This is a genomic window from Methylorubrum sp. SL192, assembly GCF_026672325.1.
GTDB classification, from domain to species: Bacteria; Pseudomonadota; Alphaproteobacteria; order Rhizobiales; family Beijerinckiaceae; genus Methylobacterium; species Methylobacterium extorquens.
In genome coordinates, this window is the sequence record NZ_JAPPQV010000003.1 from 2,306,241 (window position 1) to 2,331,531 (window position 25,291).

The 25,291-nt window shown below is 68.6% G+C and carries 22 protein-coding genes; 4 read left to right on the forward strand and 18 right to left on the reverse strand.

Features of this window, described 5'->3' with window-relative positions:
- Positions 1-58 precede the first annotated feature (58 nt).
- The 5 genes from OVA30_RS11640 to OVA30_RS11660 all read right to left on the reverse strand — a co-directional run bounded on the left by OVA30_RS11640 (position 59) and on the right by OVA30_RS11660 (position 5,741).
- Entirely contained in the window at positions 59-2,191 is a 2,133-nt protein-coding gene (locus OVA30_RS11640) for a sodium-translocating pyrophosphatase (protein WP_268175519.1), read from the reverse strand.
- An 825-nt stretch (positions 2,192-3,016) separates the two neighbouring features.
- Positions 3,017-3,364, reverse strand: coding sequence for a hypothetical protein (locus tag OVA30_RS11645; RefSeq protein ID WP_268175520.1), 348 nt, complete (start codon positions 3,362-3,364; stop codon positions 3,017-3,019).
- Positions 3,365-3,576: 212 nt separating this feature from the next.
- Complete coding sequence (locus OVA30_RS11650) at positions 3,577-3,792, reverse strand: hypothetical protein (RefSeq protein ID WP_003600978.1); 216 nt, start codon at positions 3,790-3,792, stop codon at positions 3,577-3,579.
- A gap of 217 nt (positions 3,793-4,009) precedes the next feature.
- Complete coding sequence (locus tag OVA30_RS11655) at positions 4,010-5,230, reverse strand: LL-diaminopimelate aminotransferase (protein WP_003600977.1); 1,221 nt, start codon at positions 5,228-5,230, stop codon at positions 4,010-4,012.
- A 145-nt stretch (positions 5,231-5,375) separates the two neighbouring features.
- Positions 5,376-5,741 carry a hypothetical protein gene (locus tag OVA30_RS11660; protein WP_056456097.1) on the reverse strand — a complete coding sequence of 122 codons (366 nt, stop codon included), beginning with the start codon at positions 5,739-5,741 and terminating at the stop codon, positions 5,376-5,378.
- 127 nt (positions 5,742-5,868) lie between these two features.
- On the opposite strand from OVA30_RS11660, the gene OVA30_RS11665 reads away from it, so the two are divergent.
- Positions 5,869-7,686 (forward strand): PHA/PHB synthase family protein, encoded by a 1,818-nt coding sequence (locus OVA30_RS11665; protein ID WP_268175521.1) that lies wholly within the window; start codon positions 5,869-5,871, stop codon positions 7,684-7,686.
- Between the two features lie 125 nt (positions 7,687-7,811).
- Positions 7,812-9,629 carry a YbaL family putative K(+) efflux transporter gene (gene ybaL, locus OVA30_RS11670; RefSeq protein ID WP_012254405.1) on the forward strand — a complete coding sequence of 606 codons (1,818 nt, stop codon included), beginning with the start codon at positions 7,812-7,814 and terminating at the stop codon, positions 9,627-9,629.
- A gap of 12 nt (positions 9,630-9,641) precedes the next feature.
- On the opposite strand, the gene OVA30_RS11675 is transcribed toward ybaL, so the two are convergent.
- From OVA30_RS11675 to OVA30_RS11700, 6 genes are all read right to left on the reverse strand, one after another.
- A complete protein-coding gene (locus tag OVA30_RS11675) occupies positions 9,642-10,742 on the reverse strand; it encodes a helix-turn-helix transcriptional regulator (RefSeq protein WP_268175522.1) in 1,101 nt (366 codons plus the stop codon).
- Between the two features lie 338 nt (positions 10,743-11,080).
- Positions 11,081-13,171 (reverse strand): glycine--tRNA ligase subunit beta, encoded by a 2,091-nt coding sequence (gene glyS / locus OVA30_RS11680; RefSeq protein WP_268175523.1) that lies wholly within the window; start codon positions 13,169-13,171, stop codon positions 11,081-11,083.
- Positions 13,172-13,326: 155 nt separating this feature from the next.
- A complete protein-coding gene (locus tag OVA30_RS11685; protein ID WP_268175524.1) occupies positions 13,327-15,213 on the reverse strand; it encodes a PhoX family protein in 1,887 nt (628 codons plus the stop codon).
- Between the two features lie 194 nt (positions 15,214-15,407).
- Positions 15,408-15,851 (reverse strand): DUF3828 domain-containing protein, encoded by a 444-nt coding sequence (locus OVA30_RS11690; protein ID WP_268175525.1) that lies wholly within the window; start codon positions 15,849-15,851, stop codon positions 15,408-15,410.
- 1 nt (position 15,852) lies between these two features.
- Complete coding sequence (locus OVA30_RS11695) at positions 15,853-16,791, reverse strand: glycine--tRNA ligase subunit alpha (RefSeq protein ID WP_268175526.1); 939 nt, start codon at positions 16,789-16,791, stop codon at positions 15,853-15,855.
- A gap of 95 nt (positions 16,792-16,886) precedes the next feature.
- Positions 16,887-17,009, reverse strand: a complete 123-nt coding sequence (locus OVA30_RS11700) for a hypothetical protein (RefSeq protein WP_256371246.1) — start codon at positions 17,007-17,009, stop codon at positions 16,887-16,889.
- A 286-nt stretch (positions 17,010-17,295) separates the two neighbouring features.
- Here OVA30_RS11700 and OVA30_RS11705 point away from each other — a divergent pair, with 286 nt between their 5' ends.
- Complete coding sequence (locus tag OVA30_RS11705; RefSeq protein WP_268175527.1) at positions 17,296-17,538, forward strand: hypothetical protein; 243 nt, start codon at positions 17,296-17,298, stop codon at positions 17,536-17,538.
- A gap of 12 nt (positions 17,539-17,550) precedes the next feature.
- On the opposite strand, the gene OVA30_RS11710 is transcribed toward OVA30_RS11705, so the two are convergent.
- From OVA30_RS11710 to OVA30_RS11730, 5 genes are all read right to left on the reverse strand, one after another.
- Positions 17,551-18,114: a TetR/AcrR family transcriptional regulator gene (locus OVA30_RS11710; protein ID WP_268175528.1), complete on the reverse strand. Its 564-nt coding sequence runs from the start codon at positions 18,112-18,114 to the stop codon at positions 17,551-17,553.
- A gap of 3 nt (positions 18,115-18,117) precedes the next feature.
- Complete coding sequence (locus OVA30_RS11715) at positions 18,118-18,582, reverse strand: nuclear transport factor 2 family protein (RefSeq protein WP_238506733.1); 465 nt, start codon at positions 18,580-18,582, stop codon at positions 18,118-18,120.
- Positions 18,583-18,725: 143 nt separating this feature from the next.
- Positions 18,726-19,586 (reverse strand): S49 family peptidase, encoded by an 861-nt coding sequence (locus tag OVA30_RS11720; RefSeq protein ID WP_265244138.1) that lies wholly within the window; start codon positions 19,584-19,586, stop codon positions 18,726-18,728.
- Positions 19,587-19,810: 224 nt separating this feature from the next.
- Positions 19,811-20,563: a tRNA1(Val) (adenine(37)-N6)-methyltransferase gene (locus tag OVA30_RS11725; RefSeq protein ID WP_268175529.1), complete on the reverse strand. Its 753-nt coding sequence runs from the start codon at positions 20,561-20,563 to the stop codon at positions 19,811-19,813.
- Positions 20,564-20,791, reverse strand: coding sequence for a putative signal transducing protein (locus OVA30_RS11730; RefSeq protein ID WP_012753244.1), 228 nt, complete (start codon positions 20,789-20,791; stop codon positions 20,564-20,566).
- A 194-nt stretch (positions 20,792-20,985) separates the two neighbouring features.
- On the opposite strand from OVA30_RS11730, the gene OVA30_RS11735 reads away from it, so the two are divergent.
- Positions 20,986-22,008 carry a polyprenyl synthetase family protein gene (locus OVA30_RS11735; protein WP_015823345.1) on the forward strand — a complete coding sequence of 341 codons (1,023 nt, stop codon included), beginning with the start codon at positions 20,986-20,988 and terminating at the stop codon, positions 22,006-22,008.
- Between the two features lie 18 nt (positions 22,009-22,026).
- Here the strand turns inward: OVA30_RS11735 and OVA30_RS11740 are convergent, their stop codons facing one another.
- Together OVA30_RS11740 and OVA30_RS11745 are read right to left on the reverse strand one after the other, a co-directional pair.
- Positions 22,027-22,902 (reverse strand): 4-(cytidine 5'-diphospho)-2-C-methyl-D-erythritol kinase, encoded by an 876-nt coding sequence (locus OVA30_RS11740; protein WP_268175530.1) that lies wholly within the window; start codon positions 22,900-22,902, stop codon positions 22,027-22,029.
- A gap of 132 nt (positions 22,903-23,034) precedes the next feature.
- Entirely contained in the window at positions 23,035-24,678 is a 1,644-nt protein-coding gene (locus OVA30_RS11745) for a porin (protein ID WP_268175531.1), read from the reverse strand.
- Between the last annotated feature and the right edge of the window lie 613 nt (positions 24,679-25,291).

Consider the following 25,291-nt stretch of genomic DNA (forward strand, 5'->3'; position numbering starts at 1 on the left):
GAAAAAAAGAACCCGCCGCGGATGACCGCGGCGGGTTCTTTTTTTGCGATGTCCGGGTTCAGGCGTGCGCGAGCACGGCGAGCAGCAACAGGGCGATGATGTTGGTGATCTTGATCGCCGGGTTCACGGCGGGGCCCGCCGTGTCCTTGTAGGGGTCGCCGACGGTGTCGCCGGTCACGGCCGCCTTGTGCGCGTCCGAGCCCTTGCCGCCGTGGTGGCCGTCCTCGATGTACTTCTTGGCGTTGTCCCAGGCGCCGCCGCCCGAGGTCATCGAGATCGCGACGTAGAGGCCGGTGAGGATCACGCCGAGCAGCGAGGCGCCGACCGTCGCGAAAGCCTGCGACTTGCCCGCAATCGCCTGGATCACGAAGAAGATCACGATCGGCGAGAGCACCGGCAGCAGCGAGGGGATGATCATCTCCTTGATCGCCGCCCGGGTCAGCATGTCCACCGCGCGGCCGTAATCCGGCCGGTCGGTGCCCTGCATGATGCCGGGCTTGGCCCGGAACTGGCGCCGCACCTCCTCGACCACCGCACCGGCCGCGCGGCCCACCGCCGTCATGGCGATGCCCGCGAACAGGAACGGGATCAGGCCGCCGAGCAGGAGGCCGACCACGACGTAGGGGTTGGAGAGGGAGAAATCGACGCTCACGCCTTGGAAGAAGCGGTACTGCGTCGGGCTGGCATTGGCGATGAAGTAGTTCAGGTCCGAGGTGTAGGCGGCAAACAGCACCAGGGCGCCGAGGCCGGCCGAGCCGATGGCGTAGCCCTTGGTGACCGCCTTGGTGGTGTTGCCCACCGCATCGAGCGCGTCGGTCGCCTTGCGCACCTCGGCGGGGAGGCCTGCCATCTCGGCGATGCCGCCCGCGTTGTCGGTGACCGGACCGAAGGCGTCCAGCGCCACGATGAAGCCCGCGAGCGCCAGCATCGCCGTGACCGCGATGGCGATGCCGAACAGGCCGGCCAGCGCGTAGGTGGAGATGATGCCCGCCACGATGACGAGGGCCGGCAGCGCGGTCGATTCGAGTGAGATCGCGAGGCCCTGGATCACGTTGGTGCCGTGGCCGGTGACGGAGGCGGTGGCGATCGACTTCACCGGGCGGAAGTTCGTGCCGGTGTAGTACTCGGTGATGACGACGATCAGCGCGGTGATGACGAGGCCGAGCACCGCGCAGCCGAACAGGGCGCCCGAGGAGAAGGTCAGGCCGGTATTCGTCGTGAAGGTGGTCGAGAACCCGCCGAACAGCGCGAGATTCACGCCGGCGATGGCCACGATCGAGAGTACACCCGCCGCGATCAGGCCCTTGTAGAGTGCGCCCATGATCGACTGGTTGGCACCGAGCTTCACCGCGTAGGTGCCGATGATCGAGGTGACGATGCAGGCCGCCCCGATGGCGAGCGGGTAGATCATCATCGCTTCGAGCACGAGCGCGTTGCCCGCGAAGAAGATCGCGGCAAGCACCATGGTGGCGACCACGGTCACCGCATAGGTCTCGAACAGGTCCGCGGCCATGCCGGCGCAGTCACCGACATTGTCGCCCACGTTGTCGGCGATGGTGGCGGGGTTGCGCGGATCATCCTCGGGAATACCGGCCTCGACCTTGCCGACGAGATCGCCGCCGACATCGGCGCCCTTGGTGAAGATACCGCCGCCCAGCCGCGCGAAGATCGAGATCAGCGAGGCGCCGAAGCCGAGTGCCACCAGCGAGTCGATGACTTCGCGGCTTCCCGGCGCCAGCCCGGCTCCGCGGGTGAGGAAGAGGTAGTAGAGGGCGACGCCGAGCAGCGCGAGGCCCGCCACCAGCATGCCGGTGACCGCGCCGGACTTGAAGGCGACCTCCAGCCCGCCGCCGAGCGACTGGGTGGCGGCCTGCGCGGTGCGGACATTGGCACGGACTGAGACGTTCATGCCGATGAAGCCGGCCGCGCCCGAAAGCACCGCGCCGATCAGGAAGCCGATGGCGACCTTGATGCCGAGAAAGTAGGCCAGAAGGACGAAGAGGACGACGCCGACGATCCCGATCGTGGCGTATTGGCGCCTGAGATAAGCCTGCGCGCCCTCGGCGATGGCGCCTGCGATCTCCTGCATGCGCTGGGTGCCGGCATCGCGTCGCATTACGTCACGGATAGTCACGACACCGTAGGCAACGGCGCAGAGCCCGCCCACGATGATCAGCAAAAGTGCGGTCATGCGTGCGTCCTTGATTTTTGATTGTGGTGTGCCGAGCCCGGCCGGAATGGCCGTCGAACGTTGCTGCGACGTTGCTCGGCTTCAGGCGCCCTCCCTCGAGAAGCTGAACTTAATTGCCAAACTTCGGCGTCCAGCGCAAATGCCTCGTGCCGTTGAGAACCTTTCGAAACGGCCAATACGCAGAATACTGACAAGTTTCGTGTTACTGCAGTGCAATCGCTGCGGCGCCAGACATTCGGAGAAGCTGCCTTCGCTCCCCGTCCGGACAATCTCGAGGCAGCCCATTTTTGGCGTCGGCGCAGAAGATCGGAGGGCCGGGAGCACCTCGGATCGCGCGCCGCCTCGGCTCAGCCCGTGAAGCCGTCGGCCTCGATGGCCGCCGGGCTTTGCTTCGGGTTCCACAGACGCCAGGCGGAAGGGCTATCGCCGTCTATGAGATGGGTGCTGCCGCGAGCAACGCCTTTGCCGGCATCGCCGATCTTCGGTTCGCTGCAAGGAAGCGAAGAAGCGGACCCGATACGATCAGGGGTCGTTGATCAGGCGTTCGGAGATCATCATCGATGTCCGGCCCCCACACGGGCCGAAACGGTATCGAACTTGGCGCATCGAAGTTAGCGCAGGGCGCACTCGAACACGCGCGCTGGATTCAGGCCGCAGTCACGCTGTTAGAGCAATGCGAACGGGGGGATGCGGGACGCACGAGCGCATTTCCCGGCAGAGGCCGGCTTGGGAGAAAACGTCTCGATCCGAGACCGGGCGCGACCCTCGCCCATGCGCAGAAAACCGAGCGCCCGGCTGCCGACCGGGCGCCCCGAGGCCAGCGCCTCAGCGCAGCGGCGGAGCCCTGTAGGCGGGAGCCAGGACGTAGCCGTCCGAGGCACGGCGCGGGCCCTGCGGCGTCGCGAGGAGCACATTGCCGTAATAGTCGTTGCCGGTGGGGCCGAAGCCGCCGCCATTCATCACGGTCGGCACCGGCACGGCACCGATGGCGCGCAGATCCTGACCGTCGGTGCTGATCGGCGGGCCACGGAAGCGGCCGCTCTCGGGATCGACCTCGTACACCGTCGGCCCGCGCGCATCGCCGTAGGGGCGATCCTGCAAGTTCTGGGCAGAAGCCCCCTGGGCGGCGAGCCCGAAGAGGGAGGCGGCAAGGAGGAGGTGGGCACGGGCCACGGGTTGCTCCGTCGTCGGCGCTCTTCCGACCGAAGCGATGGCCGCTCCGAGCCGTGAGAACGCAACAAGATAGGACATGAGCCGATCGGGATCGCAGCGCAATCGGGATCGGCTCGGACTGACGTCTCGAGGCTGCGATCAGACCCCGGAACGTGACAAGGAAACGTTGACGTGCGGAAGCCCGGCGTTCTCGGCCCTCCGCAATCGTCACCTCACCCCTTCGATTGCAGGACGGTGCGCGGTTCGCGCACCACGGGGCTGCAATCGGACTTGTAGGCGTTCAGCGGGAGCGGCGTCGAGCTGCAGGAATAGGCCTCCTCGGGCGAGGGGGCGGGCACGGGATCGCGCGCCACGATCGGGTGGGGCGCGCAGGCTCCGGCGGCAGCGCCGGCGAGCGCCAGGGCGGCGAAGAGCTTCAGGCGGCGCATGCGGAACCTCGAAACGCGTCCGTCCGCCGGGACGACCCGGCGGCAAAACCGGACATGACCCTGCGGATACGGATGCCCGCTGACAAGCTTCCCCGGTCCGATGCCCACCCGGACAGGGCCGATTGCGCGGGCCCTGTCGCCCCGCCGCAACAACGTCCGGCGCGGTTCATCCAGCCGCGCCGATCCCGCCATCAGTCGGGATCGGCGTCACAGGATGCTAGACCGCCTTCTGCAACGGCACGACGTTGTGGAGCGTGCGGTCGGCGTTGTCGAAGAAGCGGCGGACGTTACGGGCCGCCTGCCGGATGCGCTGCTCGTTCTCGACGAGCGCGATGCGGACATAGTCGTCCCCGTGCTCGCCAAAGCCGATGCCCGGCGCCACGGCGACATCCGACTTTTCCAGAAGCAGCTTGGAGAATTCCAGGCTGCCGAGGTCCCGGAATTTTTCCGGAATCGGCACCCAGGCGAACATCGAGGCTTCGGGCGTCGGCAGCTTCCAGCCGGCCTTGCCGAAGGACTCGACCAGGGCGTCGCGGCGCTTCTTGTAGGTCGCGCGCATCTCCTTGATGCAGTCGTCCGGTCCGTTGAGCGCGGCGGTGGCCGCCACCTGGATCGGCGTGAAGGCACCGTAATCGAGGTAGGACTTCACCCGCGTCAGCGCCGCGAGCAGGCGCTCATTGCCAACGGCGAAACCCATGCGCCAGCCCGCCATCGAGAAGGTCTTCGACAGCGAGGTGAATTCCACGGTGCAGTCGATCGCGCCCGGCACCTGCAGCACGGAGGGCGGCGGGTTGTTGTCGTCGAAATAGACCTCGGCATAGGCGAGATCCGAGAGCAGGATCAGTTCGTGCTTCTTCGCGAAGGCGACGAGATCCCGGTAGAAGTCGAGGCTCGCGACATAGGCAGTTGGGTTCGAGGGGTAGCAGACGACCAGCGCCACCGGCTTGGGGATCGAGTGGACGACCGCCTTTTCCAGGGCCGGGAACATCGCCGGGGTCGGCTCGGCGGGCACGGAGCGGATCACGCCGCCCGCCATCAGGAAGCCGAAGGCGTGGATCGGGTAGCTCGGGTTCGGCACCAGCACCACGTCGCCGGGCGCGGTGATCGCCTGGGCCATGTTGGCGAAGCCCTCCTTCGAGCCGAGCGTCGCCACGACCTGCGTGTCAGGGTTGAGGCTCACCCCGAAGCGGCGCTGGTAGTAGCCGGCCTGGGCGCGGCGCAGGCCGGCAATGCCCTTGGAGGCGGAGTAGCGGTCGGTGCGCGGCTTGCCGGCGGTCTCGACGAGCTTCTCGATGACGTGGCGCGGCGCGTCGAGATCGGGGTTGCCCATGCCGAGATCGATGATGTCGGCGCCGCGGGCTCGGGCGGCGGCCTTGATCCGGTTCACCTGCTCGAAGACGTAAGGCGGAAGGCGCTTGATGCGGTGGAAATCGGTCATGGCGTTGGTCTGTCCGGTGTCGCGGAACTGATCCTCCCGCGAGGATGCGTCGGCGGTGAGGAGCCTGCCTGTTTACCATCGACGCGTTCGCGCGCCGACTTAAAAATCAACATCGCGAGGCCCCGCCGCGATCGGAGTGGAACGATCACTCCACCGGGTTGGGCGCGAGCCCCTGCGCGGCGTTCTTGGCCGCCCCTTCCGCCGCGCGCCCTTTGGACTCGTTGCGGTTGCGCGCGCCTTCCAGTTCGGCCTGCAGGGCGCTCTGTCCGGCGGAATTGCGGGCGCGGACGGCGCGCCGAGGCGCCGATTCGCCCACCGGCATGTAGCTCGCATCGCTCTTGCGGGATTGCGCCACGAAATCGGGCGCCTCCACCGGCTTGATGCCGGAGCCCGCCCCGACCATCGCCGCCTTCAGCGGATTCACGTCGCCGGAGCAGCCGCCGGTCGCCGCCGCGGCGGCGAAAACCGGCAAGGCGATGGCGATGGCGCGGACGGTGCGGCGCACGTTCATGACAACGGTCTGAAAATGGAGTCTGGGATGGGCGACTTCTGCTGGGTGGAGCGTTAATTTGTCGGAAACGAGGCTCGGGCCGCCCCACGGGACGGGATGCGGGCGGACCTTTGGGAGGACGTGTCGCGTGGGCACCGAGCGGACGAACCCGGCAGCGCCGGATTTCGAGACCATCGCGCGCAACGCGAATCAGCTGGCGGAGGTGTTCCGGCAATCGGCCGCCGCCTCGCTGAAGCCGTTCGAGTCGGCGGGCCAGGGAGCCCTGCTCCCGGGCGCGAACCTCCAGGGCGCCAGCGAGATCGACGAGATGACCCGCACTCTCACGCGGGTCGCGGAGACATGGCTGAAGGATCCCGAGAAGGCGCTCCAGGCCCAGACCAAGCTCGGCCAGTCCTTCGCCGCGCTCTGGGCCTCGACCCTGACCCGGATGCAGGGGGCCGTCACCGAGCCCGTCGTCCAGCCCCCGCCCACGGACAAGCGCTTCGCCCATGCCGATTGGAGCGCGAACCCGGTCTTCGACCTGATCAAGCAGAGCTACCTGCTCCTTGGCCGCTGGGCCGAGGAGATGGTCGAGACGGCCGAAGGCATCGATGAGCACACCCGCCACAAGGCGGAGTTCTACCTGCGCCAGCTCCTCTCGGCCTATTCGCCCTCGAACTTCGTGATGACGAACCCCGAGCTCCTGCGCCAGACGCTGGAGGAGGGGGGCGCCAACCTGATGCGCGGCATGAAGATGCTGCAGGAGGATCTGGAAGCCGGCGGCGGTCAGCTCCGGGTGCGGCAGACGGACCTGTCCGCCTTCACCTTCGGCAAGGACGTGGCGGTGACACCCGGCGAGGTCATCTTCCGCAACGATCTGATGGAGTTGATCCAGTACGCGCCCACGACCGAGACGGTGCTGAAGCGTCCGCTGCTGATCGTGCCGCCCTGGATCAACAAGTTCTACATCCTCGATCTCAACCCGCAGAAGAGCCTCATCGGCTGGATGGTGTCTCAGGGGATCACGGTGTTCGTGATCTCCTGGGTGAACCCGGACGAGCGCCACCGCGACAAGGACTTCGAGTCCTACATGCGGGAAGGCATCGAGACCGCCATCGACATGATCGGCGTGGCGACCGGCGAGACCGATGTCGCGGCGGCGGGCTACTGCGTCGGCGGCACGCTGCTCGCCGTCACGCTGGCCTACCAGGCGGCGACCGGTAACCGGCGCATCAAGAGCGCGACCTTCCTCACGACGCAGGTCGATTTCACCCATGCGGGCGATCTCAAGGTCTTCGCCGACGAGGGGCAGATCAAGGCGATCGAGGAGCGGATGGCCGAGCACGGCTACCTGGAGGGCGCACGCATGGCCAACGCCTTCAACATGCTCAGGCCCAACGACCTGATCTGGTCCTACGTCGTCAACAACTACGTGCGCGGCAAGGCGCCGGCCGCCTTCGACCTGCTCTACTGGAACGCCGACGCCACGCGGATGCCCGCGGCCAACCACTCGTTCTACCTGCGCAATTGCTACCTCAACAACACGCTCGCCAAGGGGCAGATGGTGCTCGGCAACGTGCGCCTCGACCTCAAGAAGGTGAAGGTGCCGGTCTTCAACCTCGCCACCCGCGAGGACCACATCGCCCCGGCGCTCTCGGTCTTCGAAGGGTCGGCCAAGTTCGGCGGCAAGGTCGATTACGTGCTGGCGGGCTCGGGCCACATCGCCGGCGTCGTCGCCCCGCCGGGCCCCAAGGCCAAATACGGCTTTCGCACCGGCGGACCGGCCCGAGGCCGGTTCGAGGATTGGGTCGCGGCGGCGACGGAGCATCAAGGCTCGTGGTGGCCCTACTGGTACAAGTGGCTCGAGGAGCAGGCGCCCGAGCGCGTGCCCGCCCGCATTCCCGGAACGGGGGCCCTGCCTTCCCTGGCGCCGGCACCGGGCACCTATGTCCGCATGAAGGCGTGAGGGCATGAAGGTGTGAGGGATCGACAGGAACCGTGCACGCACTGCATCGCTGTTGCGGACACGGGACCGTGATTTGCCTTATCTGATCCTGGGGCCGGCTCCTGCCCCAGGAGGATAGAAGCGCGTTGCAACACGCCACCGATCTCATTTCGATCATCGCGCTGGGGCTGGTCTGCGCGTTCATCGGCGGCATGCTGGCCCAGCGAATGCGGCTTCCCCCGCTCGTCGGCTACCTCGTCGCCGGCATCGCCATCGGCCCGTTCACGCCGGGTTTCGTCGGCGATCCGGCTTTGGCGAGCCAGCTCGCCGAACTCGGCGTCATCCTGCTGATGTTCGGCGTTGGGCTCCACTTCTCAATCGGCGACCTGCTCGCGGTCCGTACCATCGCCCTGCCCGGCGCGATCGTGCAGATCACGGTGGCGACCGCCATGGGCGCGGGTCTCGCCTGGGGCTTCGGCTGGGGGGCCGGGGCGGGCCTCGTCTTCGGGTTGGCGCTCTCGGTGGCGAGCACCGTGGTGCTGTTGCGGGCGCTCGAAGGGCAGGGGCTTCTCGACTCGGACAAGGGCCGCATCGCCGTCGGCTGGCTGATCGTCGAGGATCTCGCCATGGTGGTGGCCCTGGTGCTGCTGCCGGCGCTGGCGCCCTCGCTCGGCGGCGAGGCGATGCAGGCCGCCGGCCATCACGGGCCCCCGGAGCACGGCCTGTGGGTGACGCTCGGGCTGACGCTCGCCAAGGTCGGCGTGTTCGTCGCCGTGATGCTCGTCGGCGGGCGGCGCCTCATTCCCTACCTGCTGGGTCTGGCCGCCCGTACCGGCTCGCGCGAGCTGTTCACCCTGGCCGTGCTGGCGAGCGCCGTCGGCATCGCCTTCGCCTCGTCCGAGCTGTTCGGCGTGTCCTTCGCCCTCGGCGCGTTCTTCGCCGGGATGGTGCTCGCCGAATCGGACCTCAGCCATCAGGCGGCGGCCGATTCCCTGCCGTTGCAGGACGCCTTCGCGGTGCTGTTCTTCGTTTCGGTCGGCATGCTGTTCGATCCGGGCATCGTCCTGCGCGAGCCGCTCTCGATCCTCGGCGTGGTCGGCGTCATCGTGCTTGGCAAGTCGCTGGCGGCCATCGCCATCGTGCTCGCCTTCGGTCACCCTGTCGGCACGGCGCTCACCATCGCCGCGAGTCTCGCGCAGATCGGCGAGTTTTCGTTCATCCTGGCCGGCCTCGGCATCTCGCTGAAGCTGCTGCCGGAGGAAGGGCGCGACCTGATCCTCGGCGGCGCGCTGCTGTCGATCACCCTCAATCCGCTGTTCTTCGCACTGGCCGGCCGGGTGTCGCGCTGGCTCGGCGAGCGGCCGGAGCTGCGCCGCCGCCTGGAGCGCCGCGCCGCCGCTCCGCTGCCGGTCAACGCATCCGCGCCCGGCATGAGCGGCCACGCGGTGATCATCGGCTACGGCCGTGTTGGCAGCGCCATCGGCAAGGCATTGGAGGATTGGAACCTGCCCTTCGTGGTGGTGGAGCGCGACCGGCGCCGGGTCGAGGAGTTGCGCGCTCAGGGCGTTCCGGCGGTGTTCGGAGACGCCACCGCACCCGGCATCCTGGAGGCCGCCGATATCGGCTCCGCCCGCCTCGTCGTCGTCGCGACGCCCGACCCGCATCAGGCGCGCCGGCTGCTGACCAAGGCACGGGCGACCAATCCCGGCATCGACAGCGTGGTGCGGACCCATAGCGACAGCGAGCGCCGCCGGCTGGAGGAGGACGGCGTCGGCCTCGTCCTCATGGCCGAGCGGGAACTGGCGCTCGGCATGATGACCTACGCCCTGCGCAGCCTCGGCGTGCGCGAGGGCGAGGCGCGGCTGTTCGTGGATTCGAGCCGCTCGGAGAGCCAGGGCACGCCGGTCGCCGAACCGGAGCTGCCCGCCCCCGAACTGCGCCTGCGCCGGGACGAGCCGGAATAAGAGATCCGGTGGTCAGAGGCTGTCGAGACGGGTGATGAAGACCGCCAGCTCGCTCTGCCGACGGATCGCCAGCTTGCCGTAGACCGCCTTGAGCTGGCTGCGGACCGTGCTCTCGCCGACGGCGAGTTGCTCGGCCACCTCCCGCGGCGCGGCACCCCGGCCGACCAGCGCCGCGACCCGCGCCTCGGCCCGGGTGAGACCGAGCTGTTCCAGCAGCGGCTCGATCGGGCGCGTGCTCGGCGCGAGCAGGTCGCGCAGGAGCAGGACCACGCCGCCGAGCCCGGCGCCTGCCACCGGAAACGGATCGGCGCCGCGCAAGGGAAGCGCCTCGACATAGAGCGGGCGCCCGCCGCCCCGGCGGCGCAGGAGGATCGTCTCCTGTCGCGGCCAACTGCGCTCCGGCAGAACATCCGCCAGGAAGCGGCCGAACCGCGCGCTGTCGATGGGCTCCGCCGCCTCCGGCTCGGCGCCGGTGCGCAGGGCGAGGTAGCCCGCTGCCAACCTTTCCGCCACGGGGCTGACGAGACGGACCCGGCCGCGGACGTCGAGAACGACGATGCCGGCGCGCATCCGCTCCAGGGCCGAGGTCAGCCCCTCCGCCTCGCGCCGCATCTCGCCGACGAGCGCCGTCAGCCGGAAGGCGCGGATGACGTGCGGGCCGACGAGCCCCATCCGCTCGATCTCGGCGCCCTCGAACGGCCCGTTGCGCACATCGCGCGAGGCGCTGAACGACAGGGTGTGGCGGTCCATCGGATCGGCCCCGACATAGGCGCAGAGGTTGGCGAGGCGGTGCCGGTCGATGAAGTGCTGGAAGAACGGATCGGCGCGCTTCTCCTCCGCCGTGAGGTACATCTCATCGACCGTGACCATGCCCGGCCGCATGATGCCGCGTTCCCGGCCGAGGCGGATGCGCGTGTCGTGCTGCCACCAGCCGCCGACGCCGTAATCGAGATTCACGTCGGCGATCCGCTCGGAGGCCAGCGTCTGCGCCGTGCGCGCGGGATCGTGCGAGACGATCACCGCACCGCGGGCCCCGACCGCATCGGCGATCCCGTCGAGCGCGTCAGACCACGTCTCGGGTTCGACGGCCGCCGCGTAACACGCGTCGATCAAGGCGAGAGGATCGAAACCGGGCATCGACCGACATGAGAGATGTCGACCTGATTCCCTCAGGTCGGCGCCTCCGGACCCTCATTGTGATGCGCCTTCCTTCGCCGAACCGGCAACCACTTCGACGGAAGGCGCTCCGGGTGGAACGAACCCCAATCTGAAGCATGTTCCAGGGCAACCGACGATTGCCGATGCGCCACAGCTCTCGATCTTGAGAGGTCTTTCCCGGATTGCCCCACGACTTGCGGCGGAAATGTTACGCTCACGCGCGAACGCCGCCGCGATACCCAGATCGCCCCGTCGAGCCGCGAGAAGCCGGGCCGGACCGCCGGCCCGCCCCGTCAGCCCTCGATGCGGGAGAAGTCCGCCACTTCGCGGGTGGCCGCACGGAGGGCGTTCAGAAGGAGCAGCCGGTTCTTGCGCAGGGCCGGGTCGTCGGCGTTGACGGTGACCTTTTCGAAGAAGGCGTCCACCGGCGCCCGCAGCCGCGACAGCGCCCGCATCGCCCCGGCGAAATCCTCGGCCGCCACCGCCGCGGACGCCTCTTGGCGGGCCGCTGCCAGCGCCTCGGCGAGCGCCCGCTCCTCCGGCTGGCCGGAAGCGGCCAGCGCCGCATCGGGGGCCTCGTCGTAGGCGCGGCCGTCCTTCTTCTCCTCGATGCGCAGGATGTTGGCCGCGCGCTTGTAGCCGGCGAGGAGGTTTTTCCCGTCGTCGGTGGCGAGGAACGCGCCGAGCGCCTCGACCCGGCGGACGACCATCAGCAGATCGTCCTGGCCGGGCAGGGCGAAGACGGCGTCGATCAGGTCGTGGCGAGCGCCCTGGTCACGAAGGTAGACTTTTAGGCGGTCAGCGAAGAAGGCGAGGAGATCCGCGGTGCGCTCGTCGCTTCCGCTCGCGAAGCGGCCTTTCAGCAGGGATGCCAGTGACAGCCGCAGCGACCGTTCGATCACGGCGCGGATCACGCCCAAAGCCGCCCGCCGCAACGCGAACGGATCCTTGCTGCCGGTCGGCTTCTCGTCGATCGACCAGAAGCCGGCGAGCGTATCGAGCTTGTCGGCGAGCGCCACGGCGATGGAGACCGGATCGGTCGGCACGCGGTCGCTCGGACCCACCGGCTTGTAGTGCTCCTCGATCGCCGCGGCGACGCTGTCGTGCTCGCCCTGAAGCGCCGCATACTTGCGGCCCATCAGGCCCTGCAATTCCGGAAACTCGCCGACCATCTCGGTGACGAGATCGGCCTTGGCGAGCCGGGCCGCGCGCTCGGCGAGCGCCGGGTCGGCCCCGACCAGCGGGGCGATTTCCTTCGCGAGCGCGGCGATGCGGGCGACGCGCTCGCCTTGCGTGCCGAGCTTCTCGTGGAAGACGATCGAATCGAGCTTGGGGAGGCGATCCTCCAGCTTCGTCGCTTTGTCGGTCTCCCAGAAGAAGCGTGCGTCCGAGAGGCGGGCCCGCACCACGCGCTCGTTGCCGGCGGTGATCGCCACGCCACCATCGGAGGCGATAAGGTTCGAGACCAGGACGAAGGCCGGCGCCAGTTCGTCCGAGCCGGATTTGCGCAGCACGAAGCACTTCTGGTTGGCGCGGATCGTCGCCCGGATCGCCTCGGCCGGGATCTCGAGGAAGCGCTCCTCGAACGAGCCCATCAGCACCACGGGCCGCTCCACCAGCCCGGCCACCTCCTCCAGCAGACCCTCGTCCTCCACGAGGTCGAGGCCGCGGGCGAAGGCGAGATCCTTCGCGTCATGCAGGATGATGTCCTTGCGCCGGTCGGCATCGAGGATCACGTCGGCGCGCTCCAGCGCCTGCACGTAATCGTCGAAGCGGCGCACCTCGAAGGGTTCGGGCGCGAGGAAGCGGTGGCCGCTCGTGACCATGCCCGCGGTGATGCCATCGACCGAGAACGGCACGACCTCCGGCGTCTCGGTCTCGGGGCCGAAGGTGGCGACGATCGATTGCAGCGGGCGCACCCAGCGCAGGGAGCCGGGCTGGGCCGAGGCCGCGCCCCAGCGCATCGATTTCGGCCAGGGAAAGCTCTTGATGATGCCCGGCAGGATCTCGGCGAGCACGTCGAGCGTCTCGCGGCCGGGCCGCTCGATCACCGCGAGATAGAACTCGCCCTTCTTCGGATCGGTGACCGTGGTGGCCTGATCGAGGCTCGCGAGTCCCGCGCTCTTCAGGAAGCCCTGCACGGCGGCTTCCGGCGCGCCGACACGGGGACCGCGCCGCTCCTCGCGCACCGCCTCGCCGCGGGCGGGCAGCCCGGCGACGTGCAGCGCCAGCCGCCGCGGCGTCGCGAACGCCTTGGCGCCCTCGTAGAGGAAACCGCGCTCGACCAGCGCGTCCGTGACGAGCTTCTTCAGATCCTCGGCCGCACGCCGCTGCATGCGCGCGGGGATCTCTTCGGAGCGGAGTTCGAGCAGAAGGTCAGGCATGCGCGCGGGAATAGCCGCCCGCTCGGGCCGCGTCGAGACGGGAGATGGCCCCCATCTGTCACCGCCGCCCCATCGTCATCGCGCGCGTCGGCGAAGCAGCCCATGGACGCATTTTCTCCGGATTGATTCGGCGTCTCCTCGGGACGACGGTCCCGTCACCCGATCCGTCCGCCCCCCGTCCGCCGCACCGCCACGACGGAGGGCCGCGGCGGCAGATCGGGCGAAAAATCCGGCCAGCGGGTCGAGGGCTTCTCGTAGGAGCCGAGGGCGCCCTCCTCGTCGGGCTCGCCGGGATGCTGGACGGCGACGAAGAAGGTCTCGTCGTCGGGGGTGAAGCAGGGGCCGCACATCTCGGCGCCCACCGGCACCCGCAGGAAGTGGCGCGCGGTGCCCCGGCGCGGGCCTTCCGTTTCCACCGCCCAGATGCCGTCGGCCCGGCCGGTGGCGCGGCGATTGTTGCCGTCGGTGGCGATCCAGAGGCGGCCGCGCCCGTCGATGGTGCAGTTGTCGGGCATGCCGAACCAGCCGTTCTGCGTGGTGAGCGCGGAGAAGCTCGCCTTCACCTCGGGCTTGGCCGGGTCGCCGCAGCGCACCAGCACCTCCCAGCGGAAGGTCTCGGCGGCGTGGTCGGTGCCGTCGGGGGTGATCTCGATGACGTGGCCGAAGGTGTTGGGGCCGCGCGGGTTGGCGGGCTCCTCTTGATCGGCGGTGCGCTTCCCGTTGTTGGTCAGCATCACGTAGACGCGGCCGGTGCGCGGGTTCGCCTCGATGTCCTCGGGCCGGTCCATCGGCGTGGCGCCGAGGCTTTTGGCGGCGCGGCGGGCCTCGATCAGCACGTCGGCCTGGCCAGCGAAACCGTTGCCCGCATCGAGCCCATTCGCGCCGTGCACCAGCGGCAGCCAGCGGCCGGTGCCGTCGGGCTCGAACCGGGCGACGCTGAGCGTGCCGGAATCGAGGAGGTCGGCGTTGTCCGCGCGCTCGGCCTGCACCCGGCCCTCGCTGACGAAGCGGTAGACATGCTGGAAGCGCTCGTCGTCGCCGAGATAGACGACGTAGCGCCCGTCGAGCGAACGCGCGCCCGCCGCACCCTCATGCTTGAACCGGCCGAGCGCCGTGCGCTTCTTCGGGGTCGAGCTCGGATCGAACGGATCGATCTCGACCACCCAGCCGAACCGGTTCGCCTCGTTCGGCGCCTGCGCGAGATCGAAGCGCGGATGGAAGCGGCTCCAGGCATATTGCGGGCTGCCCAGGCCGATCGCCTTCGCATTGCCGGCCTCCGCATGTCCGGCAGGGAGAGTTCCTGAGAAGTAGTAGTTGATGTTCTCCTCGCCCGAGAGCCACGTGCCCCAGGGCGTGACACCGCCCGAGCAGTTATTGATCATGCCGAGCACGCGCCGGCCGCTCGGGTCGGCCTCGGTCATGAGGCGGGGATGACCCGCCGCCGGGCCGGTGAGGGCGATCGGCGTCTCCGCCGTGATGCGCCGCGTGTAGGGCGAGCCGATCACCGGGCGCCAGCCTTCCGCCTCGCGGACGATCTCGACCACCGAGCCGCCATGGGCGGCCATCTCGATCGCGACCTGTTCCGGGCTCAGGGCGAGGATCACGGCCTTGCGGTCGGCGGCCGCGAGGCCGGGAAACATCAGCTCGGCATTGGTGTATTCGTGATTGACCACGAGGAGACCACGCTGGCCGTCTTTGTCGAGCGGGATGAAACCGACGAAGTCGTTGTTGTAGCCGAACTGGCGCTCCTGAGCCCGCGCGCTCTGCTTCTGAGGATCGAAGGCCGGCGCGTCGGGAAACAGCGGGTCGCCCCAGCGCAGCAGCGGCTTCGCCTCGTAGCCCTCGGCCACATGCAGGTGCTCATCGATTCCGGCGGCGAGTTCGGGGAAGTCGAAGGCGGAGGAATCGGCGGGGGCCGCGACGGTCTGCGGCGCGATTCCGGCGGCGAGTGCGGTGGCGAGCGAGCCGCGCATCAGGTCGCGCCGAGAGAAGCGCTGCGCGATCACCGCATCGAGGGTCGGAGCGTCGGGCGTGTCGGACATCGGGCGCGTCTCTTCCACCGTCGTGAGGCGGCGCGCCTACGCCCGTCCGATGTCGCTTCGATGACGGGACGGTTCCCGGTGCGGCCGCGCGCTCAAGCGCTTTCCGACGAAGTGGACACCGGTTCGGCGAAAGAAAGCATGTTGAAATAAAAACCGAGAGACGCCGGCCTGATGCAATGGGGTCGGATACGGCTCTAGGGCAGCGGCGCCGACAGGATGGCGGCGAGATCCCAGGTCTCGCCCTTCAGCGAGCGAACGTTGGCGATTGTCCATGCGCCGGCCTCGCGCACGAGGTTGTAGCGCAGTTCCTGCGGCCCGCCGTTGCGGAAGGTCGCTCGCACCTCGGCCCGGTCGCCGTCGTTCGAGAGCGGGGCGAGGGCCAACGACTTGGCGAAACCCGGCTCGGTGTCCTGGCCGTTGACGTAAAAAGCGAAACCGAGCCGCCCGACCTCGCCCTTGGCCTCGCGCTGGTCGCGCTCGTAGAGCGCGCGCAGGGATTTGGCGTAGAAGCGCACCGCGTTGATGTCGTCCGCCGCGTAGAAGGCCCGCACGGTCTCCACCGGGTCGGTCGCGGATTGCGCGAAGGCCGGCCCCGCCAGGAGCGCGAACGCCAGAGCGAGGACGGCGCGCCGCCGCATCTCAGGCCGCTGCGGCGTGGCCGCCGGCCTCGGTCTTCAGCCATGCGGCACCGCAGGCCTTGGCCAGTTCGCGTACGCGCAGGATGTAGCTCTGACGCTCGGTGACCGAAATCACGCCGCGGGCGTCGAGCAGGTTGAAGACGTGGCTCGCCTTGATGCACTGGTCGTAGGCCGGCTGCACGATGCGGTGGCGCGCGCCCTCGCTCTCCGGGGCACCGGCTTCGAGATAGAGGCGGCAGGCCTTCTCCGCATCGGCGAAGTGGCGGAACAGCATCGCCGTGTCCGCGGCCTCGAAGTTGTGCCGCGAATATTCCTGCTCGGCCTGGAGGAAGACGTCGCCGTAAGTGACCTTGTCCTCACCCTCGCCGCCGTTGAAATTGAGATCGTAGACGTTCTCGACGCCCTGCACGTACATCGCGAGGCGTTCCAGGCCGTAGGTCAGCTCGCCGGCCACTGGGGCGCATTCGAAGCCCGCCACCTGCTGGAAGTAGGTGAACTGGCTCACCTCCATCCCGTCGCACCAGCATTCCCAGCCTAGGCCCCAGGCGCCGAGCGTCGGACTCTCCCAATCGTCCTCGACGAAGCGGATGTCATGGAGCTTGAGATCGACGCCGATCGCCTCCAGCGAGGCGAGGTACAGCTCTTGGAGGTCCGGCGGGTTCGGCTTCAGGATCACCTGAAACTGGTAATAGTGCTGCAGCCGGTTGGGGTTCTCGCCGTAGCGTCCGTCCTTCGGCCGCCGCGAGGGCTGCACATAGGCCGCCTTCCAGGGCTTCGGGCCGAGGGCCCGCAGAGTCGTGGCCGGATGGAAGGTGCCGGCGCCGACCTCCATGTCGTAGGGCTGGAGGATCACGCAGCCCTTGGCTGCCCAGAAGCGCTGCAGGGTGAGGATCAGGCCCTGGAACGAGCGTGTCGGCGAAAGGTCGGCGTCACTCGGCATGGAAGGTCCGACAGGAGGGAAGCTGCCGGACCGTTTAAGAGCGGGGGGCGGGGTGTCAAGCAAACTCGCTGCCGGGGCCGCCCCCTGTCATCGGTCTAGGCCCGGGGTGCGGAGCGGGTGAAGTTCCGCTTGGCCGTCCGGTCCTTCGGCACCGCCTGGATTGCCGGCTTGTCTGCCAGCAACTGCTTCACGCGGTCGTTGAAGTCGGTCGCTGACACGGGGCGTGCGCCCCCCTTATCCGAAGAATAAGCCATATCGGTCTCCGCAAAAACGCCCAAAGCACGGGATTGCGCGGAGGGTTTCCTTCATATGGGGCGCCGGCCGGCATTTACGAGGCCGGGGGCCGAACGGGGCCGGTGGCGAGGCCCCGGTGCGCCCCGGCACATCTTTTTACCGGACGCGGCCGCATCGCGGGAACGGCAAAGGTTTCTGCCAAGTTAAGACGGCAAATGAACAGCCACGCTCCGGCCCTCGCGGCGAGCGGTTAACACTTTCGGACAGATCATGCGCACGGGTTTGACTGTTTTCGCCGCCCTCGTCGCGGCCTCGCTCGCCACTACGTCGCTCATGATGGGCGCCTCGAACGCTTTCGCCACGCCGGATGGCAGCGGCATCGTCGAGAAGACGGTGGCGGTCACCCCCGTCGAGATCGCGCCGGTCGCCGCCATGCCCGCCTCCGAGACCTGCGCCCGCAAGGTCCGGGTGGTCTATTCCGGCTACGCCGCTCCGGCCGGCTGCGCGCGCTGAGCTGAAACCGGCTCAGGGTCGGGCGAGGCACCGCACCCGCAATCCCGCCAGGATCCGCTCGAACACCTCCGACCGGTCGAGCGCGCGGGCCAGCACCACCGCCCCCTGGATGCCGCCGACGGCCTCTTCGGCGATCATGCCGGCCGACGCCGAAGGATGTCCCGCCCGGCCCAAAGCCGCGGCAAGGGCTTCGACCCAACGGGCGAAGTAGTTTCGGAGACGGCCCGCGAACCGGTCGCGGGCGTCGCTCAGGCTCAGGGCCCCGACGAGGCAGACCCGGCGGCCGGAGCGGAAATAGTCGCCGACCGTCGCAAACATCGCGGCCACGGCCGCCGCCGGGTCTTCCGCCTCCCGCAGGGGGCGGAAGACGTTGGCCTCGAACCAGCCGTCGATCTCGGCGAGCACGGCGCCTGCCATCTCCTCCTTCCCGCCGGGAAAGAAGTGGTAGAGGCTGCCCTTGCCGAGCCCCGTCGCCTTCGAGATCAGCGACAGGCTCGCGCCCTCGTAGCCGTGCTCGCGAAACACCTCCGCGAGCAGCGGCAGCACGTCGGACCGTTCGGCGACGGTGCGGGCCACGCCCTACAGCCCCAGATCGCTCAAGGACGGGTGGTCGTCCGGGCGGCGGCCGAGCGGCCAATGATACTTCCGGTCGGCTTCCGCGATCGGCAGATCGTTGATGGAGGCGATCCGGTGGCGCATCAGGCCCGCCTCGTCGAACTCCCAATTCTCGTTGCCGTAGGAACGGAACCACTGGCCGCTGTCGTTGCGCCACTCGTAGGCGAAGCGCACGGCGATCCGGTTGCCCTGATGCGCCCAGACTTCCTTGATCAGCCGGTACTCCAACTCACGCGCCCACTTGCGGCGTAGGAAAGCCGCGATCTCCTCGCGTCCCCGGACGAACTCCGCGCGGTTCCGCCAGACGCTGTCCGGCGTGTAGGCAAGGGCGACGCGCTCCGGGTCGCGGCTGTTCCAGGCATCCTCCGCCATGCGCGCCTTCTGCGCAGCGGTCTCGTCGGTGAAGGGCGGAAGCGGGGGGCGCGACATGGCAAGGCCTTTCTGTACTGATCGGTACGATCAATACCGATCGGTACAGACGTTCTCTTGCGCCGACAAGCCTGATCTCGAAGCTGTGTCGGGCGGATTCCAATCATGAGCCGCGAACAGGACCGCGAGTCTTCGCTCGCAGTCTACAGCCCGAGCCGCGCCCAGGCGGCACGCTCCTCCACCGCCGCGATCAGCGCATCGGGGAGTCCGGCCGCGGTCTGGCCCGGACCGGCGCGGCGGAGCAGGCGGGCGAGCCAGGAGCCACGATTCTCGGCCACGAGCCGCAGATCCACCTTCTCGCCGTAGCGGGCGCGCAGGGTGCCGCGCAGATCGCCGAGTGCATCGACGAGGCCGAGATCGAGCGCCTGCCGCCCGGTCCAGACCGCGCCGGTGAACAGGTCGCGGCTGGCGTCGAGTGTCGGCCGGCGCTCGCGCACGAGGCCGGAGAACAGGGCCTGCACGTCGGCCTGGATCTCCTTCAGCCGGGCGATGTCCTGCGGGTTTTCCGGGCGGAACGGGTCGAGCATCGCCTTGGCCTCGCCCTGGGTGTGGACGCGGCGCTCGATGCCGATGCGCTCGATCAGCCGGTCGAAGCCGAAGCCGGCCGAGACCACGCCGATGGAGCCGACGAGCGAGGCGGGATCGGCGACGATCTCGTCGGCGGCGCAGGCGATCATGTAGCCGCCCGAGGCCGCGGCATCCTCGACGAAGGCGAAAACCTTGATCTCCTTCTCCGCCGCCAGCGCCCGGATGCGCCGGTAGATCAGGTGCGACTGCACCGGCGATCCGCCGGGGGAATTGATGACGAGCGCCACCGCCGACAGGCCCGGCATGGTGAAGGCGCGCTCCAGGCTCGGCGCCACCGTGCCGATGGAAAGGCCCGCCCGGATCGGCGAGACGGCGCCGATCGCCCCGCTCAGGCGCACCACGGCGACCCGCGGCGGGGTCTCGCGGAAGCGGCGGGGCAGGAGGCGGCGCATCCAGGTCGGGATGGTCAGCGGCATGGCGGCCTTTTTTCAGAACGCGCGGGTGCGCGGCTTCCTAGATCGCATCCCGACGAAGCGGTCACCGATTCGTCGAAAGACTGCGCGTCTAAATATGGGGCGGGAGACGCCGACCTGATGCAATCGGGTCGGATACGGCTCCACGAGGCAGGTCCGTTCTCCGTTAACAGGACGTCGCCAGCCGATCCATTGCAGCGGGCGCCCGCTTCGACCGGGATCCGGCTTCACGGCGCCGGCCAGGGTTCGCCCCGATGCAGCGCCTCGGCTTCCCCGGTGAAGCGCCCGGCCTCGTCCTGAAGCACCAGGGGCGGCAGCAGGCGAAACGGGGCGCGGCTGCCCTTCACCGCCGCAACCAGCACGCGGATCGCCGGTCGATCGGCCCGCCCGTGAACCGGGCGGACGGCGCAATCGCCGAAACGCCCGCGTAGGGCGTCGAGGCAGGCGGGCAGAGCATCGGCCCGGTGGATCAGGCCGAGCCGGCCGCCGGGGCGCAGCAGGTCGGCGCAGGTTCTCAGCCACAGATCGAGCCCGCCGGCCGCGAAGCTGTGGGCCGAGGCTTTTTGCGGGACGGGGGAGGGGCGGTGTGCGCCCTCCTCAAAGAAGGGCGGGTTGGTCAGCACGATATCGGCGCTGTCCGGCTCCAGGCCCGCCGCCCGGCGCTGCACCCCCGGCGCCAGAATATCCGCCTCGATCACCGCGACACGCGCGTCGAGCCCGTTCGCCGCGGCATTCTCCCGGGCGAGGGCGACGAGGTCGGGATCACGCTCGACCAGCACCACACGGCCCACCTCGGTGAGCCGCGCCACGGCCAGCCCGACCGCGCCGGTGGCCGCGCCGAGGTCGTAGAGCGTGGCGCCCGGCGCCGGCGCCAGAATGCGAGCGAGTAGCACCGCGTCGGTTCCGGCGCGGTGGGCGCCGCGGGGCGGCTGGCGCAGCCTCAGGCGACCGCCGAGGAAGGCATCCGGCTCGGCGCCCACTCAGGGCTCGTCGCGCAGTTCGGCGGACAGGCCGGCATCAATGAGGATGCGGCGGGCCTGCGGCGCATGGTCGTCGGGCACCAGCAGGCGCCGGCCGAACACGCCGATCGATCCTTCGAGTGCGCTCATATGCTCGTCGGCGACGAAGAGCGGCACGCCCGCCTCTTCGAGGAGCGAGCGCGCGAAGCCGATCAGGACGATGTCGTTGCTGCGGATCAGTTCCTTCACGGCACCATCATCCTTCGCCGGCACCCCGTGGCGGGATCGCGCGGCCTCCCGGCTGGTAACATTCTCCACGCTGTTGCGCAGCCGTGCGGCACGACCGCGTGTTGCCCTGCCGCCGGCCCCGTGCGACAGGGGCAGCCGCGGGGCAGGGGTTCCGGCAGGGTGCCGGTCGAGAGTTTTTCCGGAGGCATCGCGCTTTGGGCGTCGTCGTTACCCTCGATGAAGGCCGCTCCGATCCGGAGGCCAGCCTCACCGATCTCGTGAGCCTCGTCGCGGCCGGGATGGAGCGGGTGAACGCGACCATCCTGTCGCGCACGGGCTCCGACGTGGCGATGATCCCCGAGGTCGCCAACCACCTGATTGCGTCGGGCGGAAAGCGCCTGCGTCCGATCCTGACGCTCGCCTGCGCCGATCTCTGTGATTACGGCAGCGGCGACGGCGCGGTGAAGCTCGCCGCCGCGGTCGAGTTCATGCACACCGCGACCCTCCTCCACGATGACGTGGTGGACGAGAGCGACATGCGCCGCGGGCGCGTCGCCGCCCGCATCAAGTGGGGCAACGAGGCGAGCGTGCTCGTCGGCGATTTCCTGCTCGGCCAAGCCTTCCGCATGATGGTCGAGGTCGGGAGCCTGCGCGCCCTCGACATCCTGTCCGCGGCGGCCACCGTGATCGCCGAGGGCGAGGTGATGCAGCTCACCGCCGCCAAGAACATCGAGACCAGTGAGGACGAGTATCTCGCCGTGATCCGCGGCAAGACCGCGGAGCTGTTCGCGGCGGCCTGTGAGGTCGGCCCGGTCCTAGCCGGACGGCCGGAATCCGAGCAGGCAGCCTGCCGCGCCTACGGCATGAATCTCGGCATCGCGTTCCAGCTCATCGACGACGTGCTCGATTACGGCGGCACCAGCGCGGCGCTCGGCAAGAATGTCGGCGACGATTTCCGCGAGGGCAAGATCACCCTGCCGATCGTGCTGGCGCTGCGCCGCGGCTCGGACGAGGAGCGCGCCTTCTGGCGCCGCACCCTCGAACGGGAGGATCGGGCGGAGGGCGATCTTCAGCAGGCGCTCGCCATCCTCAGCCGCCATCGCGCCCTGGACGACACGATCGAGCGGGCGCACCACTACGGCGATCAGGCCCGCGCGGCGCTTGAGCCGTTCCCGCAGGGGCCGATGAAGGCCGCCCTGCTGCAGGTGGTCGATTTCTGCATCGCCCGGGCGCACTGAGCGCCCGCAGCCGACGGGTCAGGCGAGCCGCGTCGGCTCGACCCACCAGCCCGGCTCGGCGGTGCGGATCGCTGCGGCCGCAATCTCCGCCGCCCCGTCATCGGAAAAGATTGCGAACACGGTGGCCCCGGAGCCCGACATCCGCGCGAGCCGGCACCCGGCCTGAGCCCGCAGCAGCGCCAGCGCTTCGCCGATCACCGGGGCGACGGTGAGGGCCGGCGCCTCGAGATCGTTGCGAGCGGGGGTGATGACGCCGAGCACGGCGTCCGCATCGAGGCTAGCCCCGACGACCGGATGCTCCGCCCCGTCGAGCCGCTGACCGACCGCGAGGCCGAGCGCCTTGAAGACCGGCGCGGTCGAGACAGGCACGCCGGGATTGACCAGCACCGCCGGCAGCGATGCGAGGCCGAGCACCGGCCCGATTTCCTCGCCCGCGCCGCGCATCATCCGCGCCCGCGGATCGAGGCAGACCGGCACGTCGGCGCCGGTCGCCCGCGCAGCGGCGATCACAGCAGGATGGTCGAGGGCGAGCCCGTTCAGCTCGGCCAGCAGCCGCAGGGCCGCCGCCGCATCCGAGGAGCCACCACCGATCCCCGCCGCGACGGGCAGTTGCTTGTGCAGGCGGAAGGCGCCGAGCCTCAGGCCGTCCACGCCCGCAGCGAGGTGGCGGGCGGCGCGCAGGACGAGGTTGTCGTCGAGCGGTCCGGCGGGCCCGGCGGTGGGGCCGGAGATGTCCAGCGACAGATCAGGGCCCGGCACCAGTTCCAGCGTGTCCGCCACGTCGGCGAAGGCCACGAGGCTCTCCAGCGCATGGTAGCCGTCGCCGGGCCGGCGGCCGAGGATGTGCAGGGTCAGGTTGATCTTGGCCGGAGCGCGGGTGGTGAGGACGGACACAGGAGCTCTCGGCCGATGAGGCGGGGGACGGGCACTGCCATAGGGGGAGCCTTCCCGACGAGCAAGGCGGTTCGCACCGGCCCGCAGCGGCCGACGGGCGACGGCCGCGCACCCGTCTTTCGGGGCGATGCTCTAGAAATCGCACTGGATGCGCATGCGGATCTGACCCGCATCGTGGCGATTGGCCGTCACGAACGGCAGACCGTTCACCAGGATCGGGTAGGTCGCATCCGGAACGCGCCCGCTCTGGACCGAAGTGCCGATATACGTGCCCTCAATGCCGATATCGAGATCCCGGACCGGCGACCAGATCAGACTCACGCCGGCGATCACCTGATCCGTGTCGCGAAGCACGGGGCTGAGGCCGAAGGCAACCGGATTGGCGAAAGCATTGGGCGGGGCGGAGTTGCCAACCAACCCATTCAGCATGCTGAAGGTCTCGCGGGTTCCGCGCTTGTAGTTGAGCGCACCGTAGCTGCCGTAGAAGGCCGAGCGCCATTCCGGCGTCCAGTAATGGAGAAAGGAGCTGACCACGGTGAAGCTCGTCGACAATTCGAGCTTGCCGGTGATCGGGTTGACCACGGCATCCGAGACGAATTGCTGGACGGAAGCCCCCTGAATCGGCGTCAGATTGCTGGCGTAGCTGCCCGTGAAGAACGTGAAGCCGGTGTAGTTCATGGCGCCCTCGGCATAGGCCGCCTGAAGGTAGATGCCATCGCCCGATGCGATCATCGGCAGGTTCAGCTTGACGCCGGCTTGCACCGCCCAGCCGTAATCCGTCTGCGCGCCGGACGTGACACCCCGCGCCGCCAGGAGTGCGGCCGCCGTGTCATTCGCGATGGTGGTGCCGGCCGGACCGAGCGCTGGGGTGGCGATGAAGCCGCCCACATTGATGTTCGCGACGGCGGAGGAGAGATGGGCGGAGCCCCAACTGTCATCGTAGTGCAGCGCTGCCACGAAGTCCGGCATGCGCGAGCGCTGCACGGCGTCGAGGAAGGCAGCGCCCGTGGCGTTGAAGCCGCCATCGGTCGCCAGGATTACAGGTGTCGGCGCCGCCGTCGGCGCGACGAACTGCGAGGGCGCACCGAGCGGGGCGGCAGCGGCCGCGACGGAGGCCGCGTAGACCGGCTGCTTCCGGAAAAACGGGTCTTCCATCGACAGGCTCAAGCTCAAGCCGCCGCCGATCCTCGACGTGTAGGCAAGTAGGTTGGTCGAGGAGAGATTGGATCCGGTCGTGAGGCCGCTCATCTCATAATCATGCGCGTAGAAGTCGAAGAAGGAGGCGGCGCGGCCAGCGGTGATGCCGGCAAACTGGACGAAGGCCTTTTCGGCAATGAAAAAGTTCTGGATGCGGCCGAACGTATCCTGACCGAGCGCCGGGGAGGCATTGGCAATGCGCTGCTGCGTACCGGTGGACTGGAGGATGCCGGTGCGGCTCGCGGCGTCGATGCGGAGGAACGCCCGTAAGACGCCGAAATCGGTTTGGCTGCGGGCATCGAGATTGAGACGAATCATCCCGCGCGCCTGGGATTGGTCACCCTGGCTCTGCGTGCGGTTGCGGTTCGGAACGAAACCTGCCTCGTAGCGCGCCCGGCCGGAGAAGCGCACGCACGTATCCGTACCGGGAATGAAGAAGAAGCCGGCACCGTAGGCGTTGCAGGCGCGCAAGTCGTCGGCCAGTCCGCTGTCCCCCCTGGGGAAATCCGCCGCGTGTCCGGCAGGGCCGGCGGCGAGACTGGCGCAGCAGGCCAGCAGGCCCGATTTCAACCGCGACATCGACACTCCTCTTCCGGCTACACGCGCCGGTTGGTTTGCGGATGTCGAAGCTACTACAAGTCCTGTGCCGCTCAGATCGGTGCCGTCTCGCAAGACCCGACCGGCCGCACAATCCGCGCGGCGACATGTGTCAAGTGTAGGCCGCAGTCCACGGCCTTAATTCAATCTAACGATGATGAGGAGCCAAAAGGTATCGACGACCTGCACATAGATCGATATAAGAAATAGAAAATCAAATAATCAGAGCATGAGTTTACCGGTGCATTCAGCTTATGAAATATTAAACTCAGCCAGGAGGAATTTACACTTGCAATAAGATCACTTTGATCGCAATTTAGGGCCACAATTTTATTCATATGCAATATTAAATTCCTTAATAAAGTAAATCATCCGACTTATAAAAACAACTGTGGCCAGTTTAGCCGACAAATTTCCTCGGTCGCGAATGGATTGTCGAGCGCTCGCTGAGAATACGCGAGTCGTCGAAATACGGCAGGATCAAACCTACACATCCGCCTCGGGCCACATGTTGCGCCAATGCAACAAATGATAAGTTACCGCTTCGGACATGGATTTCGGGCGGCGGAGGCGGGTGCAGAGGCACCTGGGGCCA